This window comes from uncultured Bradyrhizobium sp. (assembly GCF_964252615.1).
Classification (GTDB): domain Bacteria; phylum Pseudomonadota; class Alphaproteobacteria; order Rhizobiales; family Xanthobacteraceae; genus Bradyrhizobium.
The window spans coordinates 88,950-103,469 of record NZ_CAXUNQ010000004.1; the positions used below are offsets into that span (position 1 = coordinate 88,950).

The following is a 14,520-nucleotide window of genomic DNA, read 5'->3' on the forward strand; positions in this document are numbered from 1 at the left end:
CCAGAGATAAGCCCCGATGGATCCGATCCACCAGTTCAACATCCAGAAGATCTTCACAATCGGGCATATCGGCAATCATGAGATCGCCTTTACCAATTCGTCGGCATACATGCTGGTCGCGGTGGCGATTGTCGCGCTGTTGATGCTTGCCACCAGCCGCAATCTGGTGCCCGGCCGCCTGCAGTCGGTAGCGGAGATATCCTACGAATTCGTCGCCAACACGATTCGCAGCACCGCGGGCAAGGAAGGCATGAAGTTCTTCCCGCTGATCTTCTCGCTGTTCATGTTCGTGGCGGTGTCGAACCTGGTCGGGATCATCCCCTACACCTTCACGGTCTCGAGCCACATCATCGTCACCGCGGCGCTTGCCTTCCTGGTCTTCTTTACGGTGCTGATCTACGGCTTCTACAAGAACGGTCTGAAATTCTTCAAGCTGTTCGTGCCATCGGGCATTCCGATCTTCATCCTGCCGCTGGTCGTATTCATCGAAATTTTCTCGTTCTTCCTGCGGCCGATCTCGCACTCGGTGCGTCTGTTCGCCAACATGCTCGCGGGCCACATCGCGCTCAAGGTTTTCGCGAGCTTCATTCCGGTGCTGGCGGGCCTCGGCATTGCCGGTTACTTCGGCGCCGTGCTGCCGCTTGGCATGGTGATCGCCCTGACTGCGCTCGAATTGCTGGTTGCGTTCCTGCAGGCCTACGTCTTCACCATTCTCACCTGCATCTACATCAACGATGCTATCCATCCGGGCCACTAACGGGCTCATCTCACCAAACCCAAAGAAGGAGTTCGTTTCATGGATCCGATTGCCGCGAAGTACATTGGCGCTGGTATTGCCTGCATTGGCATGGGCGGCGCGGGCGCCGGCGTGGGCATCATCTTCGGCAACTATCTTGCCGCCGCGGTGCGTAATCCGTCCGCAGCCCAGGGCCAGTTCGGCAACCTGATTTTCGGTTTCGCCGTGACCGAAGCGCTCGGCATCTTCTCGCTGCTGATTGCACTGCTGTTGCTGTTCGCGCTGTAAGCTTACCAGACAAGGCCGGTGGATAGGGTCGCCACATCGACCTCCGCCGGCCCAACAGGAGAAGCCCGTGGCTGAGAGTCATGGCGATGCCAAGGGCACCACAGCCCACACCGAAGCGGACGGCGGCCACAAGGCGCCGTTTCCGCCATTCCAGAAAGACACCTTTGCTTCGCAACTGGTGTCGCTGCTGGTCGCGTTCGTAGCACTTTATCTGATTGTCTCGCGTATCGCGCTGCCGCGCGTCGGCGGCGTGATTGACGCGCGTCAGAACGCGATCGAGGGCGATCTCGCCGCCGCGCAGAAGCTGAAGGACGAATCCGATGGCGCGTTGAAGGCCTATGAGAGCGAGCTTGCGGCGGCCCGGTCGCGCGCCCAGGCGATCAGCGCGGAAACCCGCGACAAACTCAATGCGGCCGCCGACGCACAGCGCAAGACGCTGGAAGATCAGCTCTCGGTCAAACTTGCCGACGCCGAAAAGACCATCGCCGCGACCCGCGAAGCGGCGATGAGCAACGTCCGCGGCATCGCCGCCGACGCCGCCGCCGCCATCGTGCAGCGGCTCACCGGTGTGCTGCCTGACGGCAGGACTGTCGACAGCGCGGTCGATGCGTCGTTGAAAGGATAACGTGATGTTTTCCGAGCCGGAATTCTGGGTTGCCGTCGGCTTCGTGATCCTGATGGCCGTGTTTGCCTATGTCGGGGTGCATCGCACCGTTCTGAAAGCGCTCGATCGTCGCAGCGAGCGCATCAGGGCCGAACTCGACGACGCGCGTCGCCTCAAGGAAGAGGCCGCCAAGCTGCTGGCGGAATACAAGGCCCGCCATGCATCGGCGGAGCGCGAGGCGCAGGACATCATTACCAATGCCAAGGCCGAAGCCGAGCGCATCGCCGCCGAGGCCAAGACCAAGATGGAAGATTTCGTAGCCCGCCGTACCAAGACCGCCGAAAGCAAGATCGCGCTCGCCGAAGCCCAGGCGCTTGCGGACGTCCGCGCCGCCGCGGCCGACGCCGCGGTCACTGCGGCCTCCACCATCCTGTCGCAGTCAGTGAAGGGCCCGGTCGCCGACGACCTGCTGGCCAAGGGCATCGCGGAAGTTCGCCAGAAGCTGAACTGAGCTGAGCTTAACTGAGCAGTCATGCGCGGGCTCGACCCGCGCATCCATCCATTTTTCGCAAGAGACCTCGACCAGGATGGATGGCCGGGTCAGGTCCTACTGGATGCACACATCTCGGCCGTCATTGCCGGGCGCGACCCTACTGGATGCACACATCTCGCCGTCATGCCCGGCCTTGTGCCGGGCATCCACGTCTTTCTTTCTGATGTGGAGCAAAGACGTGGATGGCCGGGACGAGTCCGGCCATATGCACCCATCTCGGCCGTCATGGCCCGGCTTGACCCGCGTATGATGAGATGTGGGAATCCAGTAGGGCGCGACCCGGCAATCCATCGCCTTCGAAACGACTCTTCCGAAGATGGATGGATGCGCGGTTCAAGCCCGCGTATGACGAGATGTGTGAATCTCGTAGGGTCAAGCCCGGTCTCGACGACGATGTGTCATCTACTTTTTCTTCCCCGCCCTGGACTTCGGCTCGGACTTCAGCGCCTGCGGATCGAAGCCGATATAGAAAATATAGAGGTCGTTGATATCGGCGGATACCGCCGGGTAGGTCACGTCCTCCGCGACCACGCTGAACGGTACGCTGAGGCCTTCGGCCATGGATACCGTGGTCCGGACCACCGTCGTGGTGATGGTTTTCTCGTTCACGCCGCCCTGCACGACGGCGACCCGAAGCGGCACCTCGACCGAAGCCGGCGCGCCGGCAGGACCGGCGATGACGCGGCCCTGGATGCCGATCCGTGCGGTGATCTGGCCGCCGTTGAGATTGCAGTCGCGCGCGGTGCGGGTAATGGTCGCCTGATAACGCACGTCGCTGCCGACGGGCTCCTTGCCCGGGGCAGCGACCGTGTAGGTGGATGCGCCGGCGCGAATCTTGACATCCGGACAGGTCAGCCCGCCGGTTTCCGACGGAGCTTCCGGCGCGGACGGCGCAGCCTCATCTGACTTTCCACTGCCGAACAGACTTTTGAAGCGATCGGTAATCGACTGCGCCGCTGCCGGTGCGGCGAGCACGCCGCAAAAAACACTGATCGCCGCAAGCATCGCGATGCCGCGCCGGTCCCGCCGCGCAGCCGCCGTGAACCCAGGCTTGTCGCTCATTCTTTGTCCCGCATTTACGTCTTAACAGCCCCCCGATGCGCCGCCTTATAACAAGGAAATGGCGGCGAACCGATGGCGGTGCACCCAAGGTTTATCCGCGAAAATCCTCGTGCAGCAGGCCAAACAGCAGGTGATCCTGCCAGACGCCATTGATGCAGAGATAGCGCCGCGCCAGCCCCTCACGGGCAAAACCGCATTTTTCCAGAACCCGGATTGAAGGGGCATTGGAAGGTATGCAGGCGGCCTCGATGCGGTGAAGATTGAGTTCGCCGAACAGCGATGGCAGCAGCACGCGCAGCGCCGCCGTCATCAGGCCGCGGTTGGCGTGAGGCTCGCCGATCCAGTAGCCGATGGTGCCGGCCTGCACGATGCCGCGGCGAACATTGGCCAGCGTGACGCCGCCGATCATCGCGCCGTCGGATTCCCGGAATACGATGAACGGATAGGACCGGTCGCTGGAAATATCTTCGGCGTAGCGTCGCAACCGCCGGCGGAAACCGGCGCGGGTGAGATCGTCGGACGGCCAGATCGGCTCCCATGGCGTCAGGTAGGCCCGGCTTGATTCGCGCAGTTGCGCCCACTGCGGAAAATCGGACATTTGCGGGGCGCGCAGCAACAGGCCGTGGCCGCGCGGCGCGAGCGCTGGCGGCGCATTGGACGGCAAACGAAACAGGGCCATGGCCTATTCCTCTGAACCCGAAGACGACGGCTTCAATGCAGCAGCGTTTTCGCCTTCGTCCTGGTCAATCCTTCCGCAAAACCGACCGCCGTGTCCAGTCCCCTGCCGCTGCCGAGCGCGACCACCGCCGGCCGGCTGCGCGACAGCAGCCCGCGCGCGACGTTGCGCGTCGATTCTACGCTGACGGCGTCAATCCGGGTCATCAGTTCCGCAACCGTGAGCGGACGTCCGTAAGCCAGCATATGACGTGCCAATTGCTCGGCGCGGGAGCTGCAGCTTTCCAGCGCCATCAACAGGCCGGCCTTCATCTGCGCTTTTGCCCGCGCGACCTCGGCCTCGGTCAGGGTTTCGACGGCGTCGTTGATGACGTCGACGATCACCTCCATCATTTCCGGCGCATCGTCGGGATCCGTTCCGGTATAGAGCCCGAAAAATCCGGTGTCGGTGTACGGCGCGTGGAAAGTGTAGATCGAGTAGCACAGTCCTCGCTTCTCGCGCACCTCCTGGAACAGCCGCGACGACATGCCGCCGCCGAGAATATTGGTGAAGACCTGCAGGCTGAACAGCGACAAGTCGGATTGCGGCAGGCCTTCCAGCGCCAGCGTCAGATGCGCCTGCTCGAGCTCGCGATGCACCACCCTGGAGCCGCCCTTGCCGAACATTGCCGGCTGCGGTTTTGGCGCGGGCGTGCCCTCGAAGCTCGCGAACCGCCGCGTCACTTCGTCGACCACGCGCTTGTGATCGACCGCGCCTGCGGCCGCCACCACCATGTCCGGCCCGCGGTAATGCGTGGTGAGGTAGTCCCGCAGCGTGTCGCGGCTGAAGCCCTTCAGGGTCTTTGCCGTTCCCAGCAGCGAACGTCCCATCGGCTGGTCCGGATAACAAAGTTCGTTGAGATACTCGAACACCACGTCGTCCGGCGTATCCTGCGCGGCGCCGATTTCCTGCACGATCACGCTCTTCTCGCGCTCCAGCTCGTCCGGCACGAACGACGGATTGGCGAGAATGTCCGAGAGCACATCAAGCGCCAGCGGAACGTCGGCTTTCATCACGCGCGCATAATAGGCGGTAGTTTCGGTCGACGTGCCGGCGTTGAGGTCGCCTCCGACCGCCTCGATCACCTCGACGATCTCGCGCGACGATCGCGTCGTGGTGCCCTTGAACGCCATGTGCTCGAGCAGATGCGAAATGCCGTGTTCGTTCGGCTTTTCATCGCGGCCGCCGACACCGGTCCAGACCCCCAATGCGGCGGTTTCCAGATGCGGCATGCTGTCGGTGATGACCGTCAGGCCGGAGGGAAGCTTGGTGACGTCGACGCTCATCCGGCAACTCCTTGTTTCGCGGCGCGGCTGACCGACAGCACGAACCGCTCGACTTCAGCCTGGTCGTTGTTCATGACTTTCATATGCTCGGATTTGGTCATCAGACCCTCGAGCCACGCCGGCAAAGCCGGGCGCACGCCGCAGGCGGCTTCCACCGCGTCGGGAAACTTGGCGGCGTGCGCTGTCGATAGCACGATATTCGGAAGACTGGAATCCGAGGTATCGCGATCCGCCACCGCCAGCGCCACAGCGGTGTGAGGATCGACGAGATCGCCGGCTTCGCGCCAGGCGGCGCGGATCGCCGCGCTGGTTTCGGTTTCATCGGCGCGTCCGGCGTCGAACTCGCTTCGAATCACGGCAAGCACCGCATCGGGAAGCACGAACCTCCCGGACTGGCCAAGCGACGCCATCAGGCCGCGCACCAAAGCCGCATCGCGCCCCGAAGCCTCGAACAGCAGACGTTCGAAATTCGACGATACCTGAATGTCCATCGACGGCGACGCCGTGGCATGAACCTCGCGTACCTCATAGATGCCGGTCTTCAGCGTGCGTGCCAGGATGTCGTTGACGTTGGCGGCGATCCGCAAGCACCGGATCGGCAAGCCCATCCTTTTTGCGACATAGCCTGCGAAAATATCGCCGAAATTCCCGGTTGGCACGGTGAAATCCACCGTCCGCGCCGGCGCGCCGAGCGCCACGGCGGAGGTAAAATAATATACTACCTGCGCGACGATCCGCGCCCAGTTGATGGAATTGACGCCGGAGAGCGACACCGCGTCGCGGAATTTGTGATGGTTGAACAGGGCTTTCACGAGCGCCTGGCAGTCGTCGAAATGGCCTTCGATCGCCAGCGCATGAACGTTGCGGGCACCCGATGTCGTCATCATCCGCCGCTGCACGTCGGAAATGCGGCCATGCGGAAACAGTATGATGAGATCGACATTGTCCAGGCCCGCGAAAGCGTCGACCGCAGCGCCCCCGGTATCGCCCGAGGTTGCAACCACGATGGTGGTGCGCTGCCCGCGCTGCGCCAGCACGTGATCCATGAGCCGCGAGATCAGCTGCATCGCCACGTCCTTGAAAGCCAGCGTAGGGCCGTGAAACAGCTCGAGCAGGAACTGATTGGGACTGGTCTGGCTCAGCGGAACCACCGCCGGATGCCGGAACGTCGCGTAGGCTTCATTGGCCATGCGGCCGAGATCGGCGTCGGAAATCTCGCCGCGCACGAACGGCCTGATCACGTCGACCGCGACCTCCCAATAGGACCGGCCGAAAAATCCGGCGATAGCCTCCTGTGAAAGCTGCGGCCACGCCTCGGGCACATAAAGGCCGCCGTCGCGGGCCAGCCCGGTCAGCATCACGTCGCAAAATCCCAGTCTGGGGGCCTCACCCCGGGTCGAAATATACTGCGTCAAGCCGTCCTCCAAAGGCGGCGTATGCGCCTAAACCTTTGATATTGATGGATTAGCTAACTTTGCCGATGGCGAAGCCGCAAGGTCCACCATAAAGCGTTTTGCAAGGAAGGGGAATTGCGGTTCTTCGTCCCCGTCAGGATGACGCGGTTCGCATCCGTCCCCTCATCCACAGCCCAAATGCGATCGCGACCGCGCCGGCAAGACCGAACCAGGTGATCGCATATTGCAAATGATCGTCCTTGAGATGGACCTGGAGCGGCCCGGCCTTTGGGATGCCGCTCTCCGGCACGGGTTGCTCGAGATCGATATAGAACGGCGCAACCTCGTCCAAGCCGAGCGCATGGGCGATCGCCAAGTGATCCCGCGTGAACCACAATCGCTTGGCGAGATCTTCCCGTGGCGCCAGCAAGCCTGCGGATTCGGGAAAACGGATGTAACCGGTCAGCGTCACCGGCGCGCCGGTGACGAGTCGTTTCACCGCGCGATCCTGCTGTGCGCGATCCTGCATGGTGTTTTGCACAAAGCCGGTGTTGATCACGACAGTCTCGCCGCTTGGCAGACGCGCCGGCAGGAAGGCCCAGGTTCCCGGGCCGGAAATATCGTCGCGAAGCGCGGAGCCGGAACTGTAGACCATCGCATCCGGAGCGGACTCATATATGGCGGCAAAACGCACGCGGCGAAATTCGTCCCTCTCCGGCGCCAGCGCACGCCACTGCGCGGGTGCCGGCAGCGCTTGCGGCGCCGCGGCGAGGCGATCGGTCAGTTGCGCAATCAGCGCATGCTTCTCGCTCCGCCGCTGCAACTGCCAGACCCCGAGGCCGATCAGCAGCGCCAGGATCAGCAGCGTGAAAATTCCAAGGCCGACGACACCGCGCCGAGGTGCGGAGATTGCATTCATCGCGGGTCGCGATCGATCAGCCGGCCTTCCGCCGCCTTGTGATGGAATTGCAGCGCGATCAACAGCGCCTTCATCGATCGCAGGGGCAACAGCGTGGTCGCCAGGATCAACGGCAGCCAGAGCGCGGCGTGAAGCCAGAACGGCGGCTGGTATCTGACTTCGACGATCAGCGCACAGCCGACGACGACGGCCCCGGCGATCATGATGATGAACACCGCGGGGCCGTCGCCGGAATCGATGAAGGCGTAATCGAGCCGGCAGTTCTCACAGGCCGGCCGCAGGTCAAGAAACCCGGCATACAGTCTGCCCTTGCCGCAGCGCGGGCATCTGCAGGCGAGGCCGCGCACGATGGTTTGCGACAGTGTTGGTTGAGCGAAGACAGTCATCAATCCCCATAACTCGTCATTCCGGGGCGCGCCACGCGCGAACCCGGAATCCAGCCGGCTGGCCATCACTTCGGGATTCCGGGTCTGCGTGCTTCGCACGCATCCCGGGACGACGCCACTTTAAACAAAAAGGGCGGCCCTGAGGCCGCCCCTTGTAGCACACCGGCTGCAGCTCAATGCGCGCCATGAGCCATGGTTTCGGCGCCGTGGCCCCACACGTAGATGCAGATGAACAGGAACAGCCACACCACGTCGACGAAATGCCAGTACCAAGCGGCGAATTCGAAGCCGAGATGCTGCGTCGGCGTGAAGTGCCCGGCATAGGCGCGGAACAGACAGACCAGCAGGAAGATGGTGCCGACCAGCACATGGAAGCCGTGGAAACCGGTCGCCATGAAGAAGGTCGCGCCGTAGATATTGCCGGCGAAGCTGAATGCGGCGTGGCCGTATTCATAGGCCTGCACGCAGGTGAATGCCGCGCCCAGCAGGCAGGTCAGGATCAACCCGTATTTCAGGCCTTTGCGGTCGTTCTCCAGCAGCGCGTGATGCGCCCAGGTCACCGTGGTGCCCGAGGTCAGCAGCAGCAGCGTATTCAGCAGCGGCAGATGCCAGGGATCGAACGTCTCGATGCCCTTCGGCGGCCAGACGCCGCCGAACAGCGCTTCGCGGGTGGCATGCACCGGATCGGCTGGGAATAGCGAGGAGTTGAAGAACGCCCAGAACCAGGCGACAAAGAACATCACTTCCGAAGCGATGAACAGGATCATGCCGTAGCGGTGGCTGATCTGGACCACGCGGGTGTGGTCGCCCTTGTACTGGGCTTCCCGGATCACGTCGGCCCACCAGCTCGCCATGGTATAGAGCACGCCGATGCTGCCGATGCCGAAAATAATCGGCGCGGCTGCGAACATATGATGCATCCAGGTGATCGCACCCACCGCCATGATGAAAGCCGACACCGAACCGACGATCGGCCACGGGCTGGGATCGACGAGATGGTAGTCGTGGTGCTTTGCTTGCGCCGTAGCCATTGCGGTCTCTCCGTTAGCGGTGCCTATTCGGCACGTCTCGTCTTAAAAATCAAATCCCTTTCGATCCTTCGATTCTAAAGGGCTCCCTTGCCTCCGTCGGGCTCGCCGGCTGCCAGCGGCTTCGACGCCGGCTCGCGCACGGGATAGAACGTATAGGACAGGGTGATGGTGGTGAGCCCGTCATTGTCGCTGTCGGCGGCGAGCTTCGGATCGACGTAGAACACCACGGGCATTTCGCGCTTTTCGCCCGCGGTCATGGTCTGTTCGGTAAAGCAGAAGCAGTTGATCTTCTGGAAGTACGATCCGACCGTCAGCGGCGCCACATTGTAGGCGGCCTGACCGACGGTGGTCCGCGCCGACTGGTTGGTCACGGTGTAATAGACGGTGACCACCTCGCCGATCCGCACCTCGATCTCGGTCTTCTCGGGTTCGAACTTCCAAGGCAAGCCGCCGGCGACGTTGGAATCGAAACGCACCGCGATGGTGCGCTGCAGCGGCGATGACGCCGGCGGCGAGGTCGCGACCTGCGTGGTGCCGTTGAAGCCGGTGGTCCGGCAGAACCAGTTGTAGAACGGTACGGCCGCATAGGCGGCGCCGACCATCAGCGCCACGAACACGCCGCACAGCGCCGCCACGGTCGCATCGCGACCCAGTCCGCGGCGCGGCGCAGCCTTGCGAACGGTGGTCGGCTTGCGCGTCATGGCGGGCTGTTCTCTTTCCATGCCGTCATCACATCGGCCGCACCAGAACGCCGGGCCCCTTGACGATGGTGACCGCGAAAAACAGCACCACCAGAATCCCAAGCGCCAGTGCGATGGCGATCGAGCGCTCGCGCCGGCTCTTTTTCTGCGCCTCCGTGAGGACGATGCCCTTGGGCTCCTGCCTGTCGTCCATTGCCGGCCATGCGCCCCCTACCAGATCAATGGCGCGATGGCGCGGGCGACGACTTCGAGCAACAGGGTCGCAAACAGCGCAAACAGATAGAAGATCGAGAACGCGAACAGTTTCCGGGTCGCGCGCGATGCCTCGACGCCCTCGCGGCGGCGGTAGACCCGCGCGGCAAGCACCAGCATCCAGCAGCCCAAAACGAGCGATGCGACCCCGTACACCGCATCGAAATAGCCGAGCGGCCAGGGCGCGAACGCAATCGCGGCCAGTACGACGGTATACAGCAGGATCTGCAGCCGTGTGGCATCGGGACCGGCAACGACGGGGAGCATCGGCACCCCGGCACGGGCGTAATCGTCGTTGCGGAACAGGGCCAGCGCCCAGAAATGCGGCGGGGTCCAGAAGAAGATGATGAGGAACAACAGGACCGGTTCGACCGACAGCGACCCGGTAGCCGCCACCCATGCCACCACCGGCGGCAGCGCGCCGGCAGCGCCCCCGATCACGATGTTCTGCGCGGTCCAGCGCTTCAGCGCCATGGTGTAGATCACGACGTAGAAGAAGATGGTGAAGGCGAGCAGCGCGCCGGCGAACCAGTTGACCAGGATGCCGAGCGTCATCACCGAGAAGAACGCCAGCGTCATGCCGAATGCCAGCGCTTCGGGCCTCGTGACCCGGCCGCGGGGAATCGGGCGGTTCGCGGTGCGCGACATCAACGCATCGATGTCATCCTCATACCACATGTTCAGCGCCCCGGAGGCGCCGGCGCCGACCGCGATGCAGAGGATCGACGTGAACGCCAGCACCGGATGGACATGGCCCGGCGCGATCAGGAGGCCAACCAGGGCGGTGAAGATCACCAGCGACATCACCCGCGGTTTTAACAGCGCGACGTAGTCGGCGACGCCGGCCTCGGAAATGCGGGGCGCCGCGAGATCGATATGGTGTTCAACGATCGACACTGGTCTCGTACTCTCATCTAGATCGGCGTCGTGGCCGGGCTGTCCCGGCCATCTACGTCTTGACCACCTCAACGCCTGAAGACGTCATGCCCGTCACGATGCCGGGCATGACGGCGTCTGTTAGCTACTGCACGCGCGGCAACACTTCGAACTGGTGGAAGGGCGGCGGCGACGGCAGCGTCCATTCCAGCGTCGTGGCGCCGGCGCCCCAGGGATTGGCCGCGGCCTGCTCCTTGCGCATGAACGCCTGAACGACGCCGTAGATGAAGATCAGCACGCCAAAGCCGGACAGATAGGAGCCGAGCGAGGACACCAGATTCCAGCCCGCGAAGGCGTCGGGATAATCGACGTAGCGGCGCGGCATGCCGGAAAGACCGAGAAAGTGTTGCGGGAAGAACACCAGGTTGACGCCGATGAAGGTCACCCAGAAGTGCAGCTTGCCGATCGTCTCCGAATACATGTAGCCGGACATTTTCGGGAACCAGTAATACCAGCCGGCGAAAATCGCGAACACCGCTCCCAGCGACAGCACGTAGTGGAAATGCGCGACCACGTAATAGGTGTCCTGCAGTACGCGATCGACGCCGGCATTGGCCAGCACGACACCGGTGACGCCGCCAAGCGTGAACAGGAAGATGAAGCCGATCGCCCACAGCATCGGCGTCTTGAACTCGATCGAACCGCCCCACATGGTGGCGATCCACGAGAATATCTTCACGCCGGTCGGCACCGCGATCACCATGGTGGCGGCGACGAAATAGGCCTGCGTCGCCGACGACATCCCCACCGTGTACATGTGGTGCGCCCACACCACGAAGCCGATGCCGCCGATCGCCACCATCGCATAGGCCATGCCGAGATAGCCGAATACCGGCTTCCTGGAGAAGGTGGAGACGATCTGGCTGATCATGCCGAACCCGGGCAGGATCAGGATATAAACTTCGGGATGGCCGAAGAACCAGAACAAGTGCTGGAACAGCACCGGATCGCCGCCGCCTTCGGCGGAGAAGAACGTGGTGCCGAAATTGCGGTCGGTCAGAAGCATGGTGATGGCGCCGGCCAGCACCGGCAGCGCCAGCAGCAGCAGGAACACGGTGACCAGGATCGACCATACGAACAGCGGCATCTTGTGCAGGGTCATGCCCGGCGCGCGCATGTTGAAGATGGTGGTGATGAAGTTGATGGCGCCGAGGATCGACGAGGCGCCGGCCAGATGCAGCGACAGGATGGCGAAATCGACCGCCGGACCCGGATGGCCTGAGGTCGACAACGGCGCGTAGATGGTCCAGCCCGCGCCGACGCCATTGGCGCCCGGCTCACCTTCGACGAAGGTGGACAGCAGCAGCAGCGCGAACGAAGCCGGCAGCAGCCAGAACGAGATGTTGTTCATGCGCGGGAAGGCCATGTCCGGCGCGCCGATCATCAGCGGCACGAACCAGTTGCCGAAGCCGCCGATCATCGCCGGCATCACCATGAAGAAGATCATGATCAGTCCGTGCGAGGTGACGAACACATTGTAGGTATGGGTTTCGTGGAAAATCTGCACGCCGGGATACATCAGCTCGATTCGGATCATGATCGACATCGCAGCGCCAATGACGCCGGCCATGATCGCGAACACAAGGTACATCGTGCCGATGTCCTTGTGATTGGTCGAGTAGACGAAACGCCGCCAGCCGGTCGGATGAGCATGCTCATGGTCATCGTGGGCGTGAGCGTCGTGAGCAGGTGTTGCTGCGGTCGTTGCCATTTTCAAATCCTAATCTGCAGTCCTCGGAACCTTGCGGTCCCCGTCGCCCTTGGTCCGTATGCCGCGCGGCACCTTACCGCGCCGCCGCGCCCGCCGAGGCGAGCGCATTCGCCGGATTGGCCGCAACCTGCTTTTTCTTCCAGGCGTCGTAGTCCTGGTCCTTCACGACCCGCACCACGATCGGCATGAAGGCGTGGTCCTTGCCGCACAGTTCGGAGCATTGTCCGTAGTAGATGCCTTCTTTGGTCGCCTTGAACCAGGTCTCATTGAGACGGCCGGGCACCGAATCGATCTTGATGCCGAATGCCGGCACCGCGAACGAATGGATGACATCGGCGCCGGTGGTCTGGATCCGGACCACCTTGTTGACCGGCACCACCATCTCATTGTCGACGCCGAGCAGGCGCGGCGGCGGCGGATTGCGCTTGGCGCGATCTTCCTCGGACAGCATGATCGAGGTGAATTCGATCTTGTCGTCCGGATAGGCATAGGTCCAGTTCCACTGGTTGCCGGTGACCTTGATGGTGAGATCGGCCTTGGGAACGTCCAGTTCCTGGAACAGGAGGCGGAACGACGGCACCGCGATGCCGACCAGGATCAGCACCGGAATCAAGGTCCAGGCCACCTCGATCAGGGTGTTGTGCGTGGTCTTGGACGGGACCGGATTGGCCTTGGCGTTGAACTTGACCATGACGACGATCAGCAGCGCCAGAACGAACAGCGTGATGAGGGTGATGAGCCAGAACAGGAAATTATGGAACCAGATGATGTTCTCCATCACCGGGCTGCCCGCTTCCTGCAGCTTCCATTCCCACGGCGCAGGCTGTCCCAATTCGGCGAATGCCGACCCGCCGGCGACAAGCGCGGTCGCGACGACGGCCCATCCCAGCAACCGACGGCCAATCAGGCCCTTCGACGTCTTCATGCCGCTCGCGCTCCTTGTGACTAAACCCAAAGCACTCCCGCCGGACGGCCGAGAATGCTGCACGGTCCGCGCCCCGACAACGGGCTTGGGAAGCCCCCAAGCCAGATCATTGAAACGCATCGAAATCCAGCCTCTCAAACCATAATTCGCTGCCTCTCGCAATGCAGTAGTAAGACGTGGAGCGATGCATTCGCCGCTCACCTCCGGGCGCGGCAATTTCCTGAAGAATGAGGCCGAACGCCTCCATTTGCGCCCGCACAGCGCTTGACAGCCAGATTGTCCGATGTAGGCACAGAGAGGCCGCTCCATAGGACCCTGATTCGCATCGCCAGGCGGCCCGTTCCGGCGCCGACTGCCTTCACGGCGCCGTCATTGCCGATCAGTCCAGTGTTTCGACGACGTGGGCCAGAACCTTGACTTAGAACCTTAAGGATCGACCGGGATGGGGTTTTCGAGACAGCAGGCAAGACAGCACATGACCGCCGGCGCATGCGCCGCCGCGGTGTTTTTCAGCCTTACCACCGCCGCCGGCGCGCAAGGCGCGGTGCGCTCGGTGCACGGCGACTGGCAGATCCGCTGCGACACCCCGCCCGGCGCCCAGGCCGAGCAATGCGCCCTGATCCAGAGCGTGGTGGCGGAGGACCGCTCCAATGCCGGCCTCACCGTGATCGTGCTGAAAACCGCCGATCAGAAAAGCAAGCTGATGCGGGTGGTGGCGCCGCTCGGCGTGCTGCTGCCCTCGGGACTGGGCCTTAAGCTCGACAATGTCGACGTCGGCCGCGCCGGTTTCGTGCGCTGCCTGCCCAACGGCTGTGTCGCGGAGGTCGTGATGGACGACAAGCTGCTGGGGCAATTGCGGACGGCGAAGACCGCGACATTCATTATTTTCGAGACACCGGAAGAAGGGATCGGGTTTCCGCTCAGCCTGAACGGGATCGGCGAGGGGTATGACAAGCTGCCGTGAGCCGCAGTTCTCGCACCGCTAAAACACCACCGCCATGCAGGCAGCATTTTCGTCAAC

Annotated in this window: 17 protein-coding genes; 5 read left to right on the forward strand and 12 right to left on the reverse strand. The window is 62.9% G+C overall.

Annotated features, from left to right (window positions below; all coding sequences use genetic code 11):
- The first annotated feature begins 16 nt into the window (after nucleotides 1–16).
- The 4 genes from ACFE72_RS04030 (at nucleotide 17) to ACFE72_RS04045 (ending at nucleotide 2,139) form a co-directional block, all read left to right on the forward strand.
- Nucleotides 17–757 carry a F0F1 ATP synthase subunit A gene (locus ACFE72_RS04030; RefSeq protein WP_375411769.1) on the forward strand — a complete coding sequence of 247 codons (741 nt, stop codon included), beginning with the start codon at nucleotides 17–19 and terminating at the stop codon, nucleotides 755–757.
- Nucleotides 758–796: 39 nt separating this feature from the next.
- The gene (locus tag ACFE72_RS04035; RefSeq protein WP_009796340.1) at nucleotides 797–1,024 is read left to right on the forward strand and encodes a F0F1 ATP synthase subunit C; all 228 of its coding nucleotides are present in this window, start codon (nucleotides 797–799) and stop codon (nucleotides 1,022–1,024) included.
- A gap of 67 nt (nucleotides 1,025–1,091) precedes the next feature.
- Nucleotides 1,092–1,649 carry a F0F1 ATP synthase subunit B' gene (locus tag ACFE72_RS04040; RefSeq protein WP_375411770.1) on the forward strand — a complete coding sequence of 186 codons (558 nt, stop codon included), beginning with the start codon at nucleotides 1,092–1,094 and terminating at the stop codon, nucleotides 1,647–1,649.
- Between the two features lie 4 nt (nucleotides 1,650–1,653).
- The gene (locus ACFE72_RS04045) at nucleotides 1,654–2,139 is read left to right on the forward strand and encodes an ATP F0F1 synthase subunit B (protein WP_375411771.1); all 486 of its coding nucleotides are present in this window, start codon (nucleotides 1,654–1,656) and stop codon (nucleotides 2,137–2,139) included.
- A 444-nt stretch (nucleotides 2,140–2,583) separates the two neighbouring features.
- Here ACFE72_RS04045 and ACFE72_RS04050 read toward each other — a convergent pair whose 3' ends face one another.
- The 12 genes from ACFE72_RS04050 to coxB all read right to left on the reverse strand — a co-directional run bounded on the left by ACFE72_RS04050 (nucleotide 2,584) and on the right by coxB (nucleotide 13,499).
- On the reverse strand, nucleotides 2,584–3,243 hold the full coding sequence (locus ACFE72_RS04050; protein WP_375411772.1) for a hypothetical protein: 660 nt from the start codon (nucleotides 3,241–3,243) through the stop codon (nucleotides 2,584–2,586).
- Between the two features lie 91 nt (nucleotides 3,244–3,334).
- On the reverse strand, nucleotides 3,335–3,922 hold the full coding sequence (locus ACFE72_RS04055) for a GNAT family N-acetyltransferase (RefSeq protein WP_375411773.1): 588 nt from the start codon (nucleotides 3,920–3,922) through the stop codon (nucleotides 3,335–3,337).
- A gap of 32 nt (nucleotides 3,923–3,954) precedes the next feature.
- Nucleotides 3,955–5,244: a M16 family metallopeptidase gene (locus ACFE72_RS04060; protein WP_375411774.1), complete on the reverse strand. Its 1,290-nt coding sequence runs from the start codon at nucleotides 5,242–5,244 to the stop codon at nucleotides 3,955–3,957.
- Entirely contained in the window at nucleotides 5,241–6,659 is a 1,419-nt protein-coding gene (thrC, locus tag ACFE72_RS04065; RefSeq protein WP_375411775.1) for a threonine synthase, read from the reverse strand. The genes ACFE72_RS04060 and thrC overlap by 4 nt, the downstream gene beginning before the upstream one ends.
- A 133-nt stretch (nucleotides 6,660–6,792) precedes the next feature.
- The gene (locus tag ACFE72_RS04070; protein ID WP_375411776.1) at nucleotides 6,793–7,557 is read right to left on the reverse strand and encodes an SURF1 family protein; all 765 of its coding nucleotides are present in this window, start codon (nucleotides 7,555–7,557) and stop codon (nucleotides 6,793–6,795) included.
- Nucleotides 7,554–7,943: a DUF983 domain-containing protein gene (locus tag ACFE72_RS04075; RefSeq protein ID WP_375411777.1), complete on the reverse strand. Its 390-nt coding sequence runs from the start codon at nucleotides 7,941–7,943 to the stop codon at nucleotides 7,554–7,556. The genes ACFE72_RS04070 and ACFE72_RS04075 overlap by 4 nt, the downstream gene beginning before the upstream one ends.
- A 173-nt stretch (nucleotides 7,944–8,116) precedes the next feature.
- On the reverse strand, nucleotides 8,117–8,974 hold the full coding sequence (locus ACFE72_RS04080) for a cytochrome c oxidase subunit 3 (protein ID WP_375411778.1): 858 nt from the start codon (nucleotides 8,972–8,974) through the stop codon (nucleotides 8,117–8,119).
- A 74-nt stretch (nucleotides 8,975–9,048) separates the two neighbouring features.
- Nucleotides 9,049–9,696 (reverse strand): cytochrome c oxidase assembly protein, encoded by a 648-nt coding sequence (locus ACFE72_RS04085; protein WP_375411779.1) that lies wholly within the window; start codon nucleotides 9,694–9,696, stop codon nucleotides 9,049–9,051.
- Between the two features lie 7 nt (nucleotides 9,697–9,703).
- Complete coding sequence (locus ACFE72_RS04090; RefSeq protein WP_375411780.1) at nucleotides 9,704–9,868, reverse strand: CoxF protein; 165 nt, start codon at nucleotides 9,866–9,868, stop codon at nucleotides 9,704–9,706.
- A 17-nt stretch (nucleotides 9,869–9,885) separates the two neighbouring features.
- A complete protein-coding gene (locus ACFE72_RS04095; RefSeq protein WP_375411781.1) occupies nucleotides 9,886–10,824 on the reverse strand; it encodes a heme o synthase in 939 nt (312 codons plus the stop codon).
- A 124-nt stretch (nucleotides 10,825–10,948) separates the two neighbouring features.
- Entirely contained in the window at nucleotides 10,949–12,574 is a 1,626-nt protein-coding gene (gene ctaD / locus ACFE72_RS04100) for a cytochrome c oxidase subunit I (RefSeq protein ID WP_375411782.1), read from the reverse strand.
- 73 nt (nucleotides 12,575–12,647) lie between these two features.
- The gene (gene coxB, locus ACFE72_RS04105) at nucleotides 12,648–13,499 is read right to left on the reverse strand and encodes a cytochrome c oxidase subunit II (RefSeq protein WP_375411783.1); all 852 of its coding nucleotides are present in this window, start codon (nucleotides 13,497–13,499) and stop codon (nucleotides 12,648–12,650) included.
- Between the two features lie 442 nt (nucleotides 13,500–13,941).
- Between coxB and ACFE72_RS04110 the strand changes: the two genes are divergently transcribed.
- On the forward strand, nucleotides 13,942–14,463 hold the full coding sequence (locus tag ACFE72_RS04110; RefSeq protein ID WP_375411784.1) for an invasion associated locus B family protein: 522 nt from the start codon (nucleotides 13,942–13,944) through the stop codon (nucleotides 14,461–14,463).
- Nucleotides 14,464–14,520 lie beyond the last annotated feature (57 nt).

Bases quoted from the DNA above. Each gene is read 5' to 3' on its own strand.
- ACFE72_RS04085 (WP_375411779.1), bottom strand. From the start codon at position 9,696: ATGGAAAGAGAACAGCCCGCCATGACGCGCAAGCCGACCACCGTTCGC.
- ACFE72_RS04055 (WP_375411773.1), bottom strand. From the start codon at position 3,922: ATGGCCCTGTTTCGTTTGCCGTCCAATGCGCCGCCAGCGCTCGCGCCG.
- coxB (WP_375411783.1), bottom strand. From the start codon at position 13,499: ATGAAGACGTCGAAGGGCCTGATTGGCCGTCGGTTGCTGGGATGGGCC.
- ctaD (WP_375411782.1), bottom strand. From the start codon at position 12,574: ATGGCAACGACCGCAGCAACACCTGCTCACGACGCTCACGCCCACGAT.
- ACFE72_RS04050 (WP_375411772.1), bottom strand. From the start codon at position 3,243: ATGAGCGACAAGCCTGGGTTCACGGCGGCTGCGCGGCGGGACCGGCGC.
- ACFE72_RS04060 (WP_375411774.1), bottom strand. From the start codon at position 5,244: ATGAGCGTCGACGTCACCAAGCTTCCCTCCGGCCTGACGGTCATCACC.
- ACFE72_RS04075 (WP_375411777.1), bottom strand. From the start codon at position 7,943: ATGACTGTCTTCGCTCAACCAACACTGTCGCAAACCATCGTGCGCGGC.
- ACFE72_RS04030 (WP_375411769.1), top strand. From the start codon at position 17: ATGGATCCGATCCACCAGTTCAACATCCAGAAGATCTTCACAATCGGG.
- ACFE72_RS04110 (WP_375411784.1), top strand. From the start codon at position 13,942: ATGGGGTTTTCGAGACAGCAGGCAAGACAGCACATGACCGCCGGCGCA.
- ACFE72_RS04090 (WP_375411780.1), bottom strand. From the start codon at position 9,868: ATGGACGACAGGCAGGAGCCCAAGGGCATCGTCCTCACGGAGGCGCAG.
- ACFE72_RS04045 (WP_375411771.1), top strand. From the start codon at position 1,654: ATGTTTTCCGAGCCGGAATTCTGGGTTGCCGTCGGCTTCGTGATCCTG.
- ACFE72_RS04035 (WP_009796340.1), top strand. From the start codon at position 797: ATGGATCCGATTGCCGCGAAGTACATTGGCGCTGGTATTGCCTGCATT.
- ACFE72_RS04070 (WP_375411776.1), bottom strand. From the start codon at position 7,557: ATGAATGCAATCTCCGCACCTCGGCGCGGTGTCGTCGGCCTTGGAATT.
- ACFE72_RS04080 (WP_375411778.1), bottom strand. From the start codon at position 8,974: ATGGCTACGGCGCAAGCAAAGCACCACGACTACCATCTCGTCGATCCC.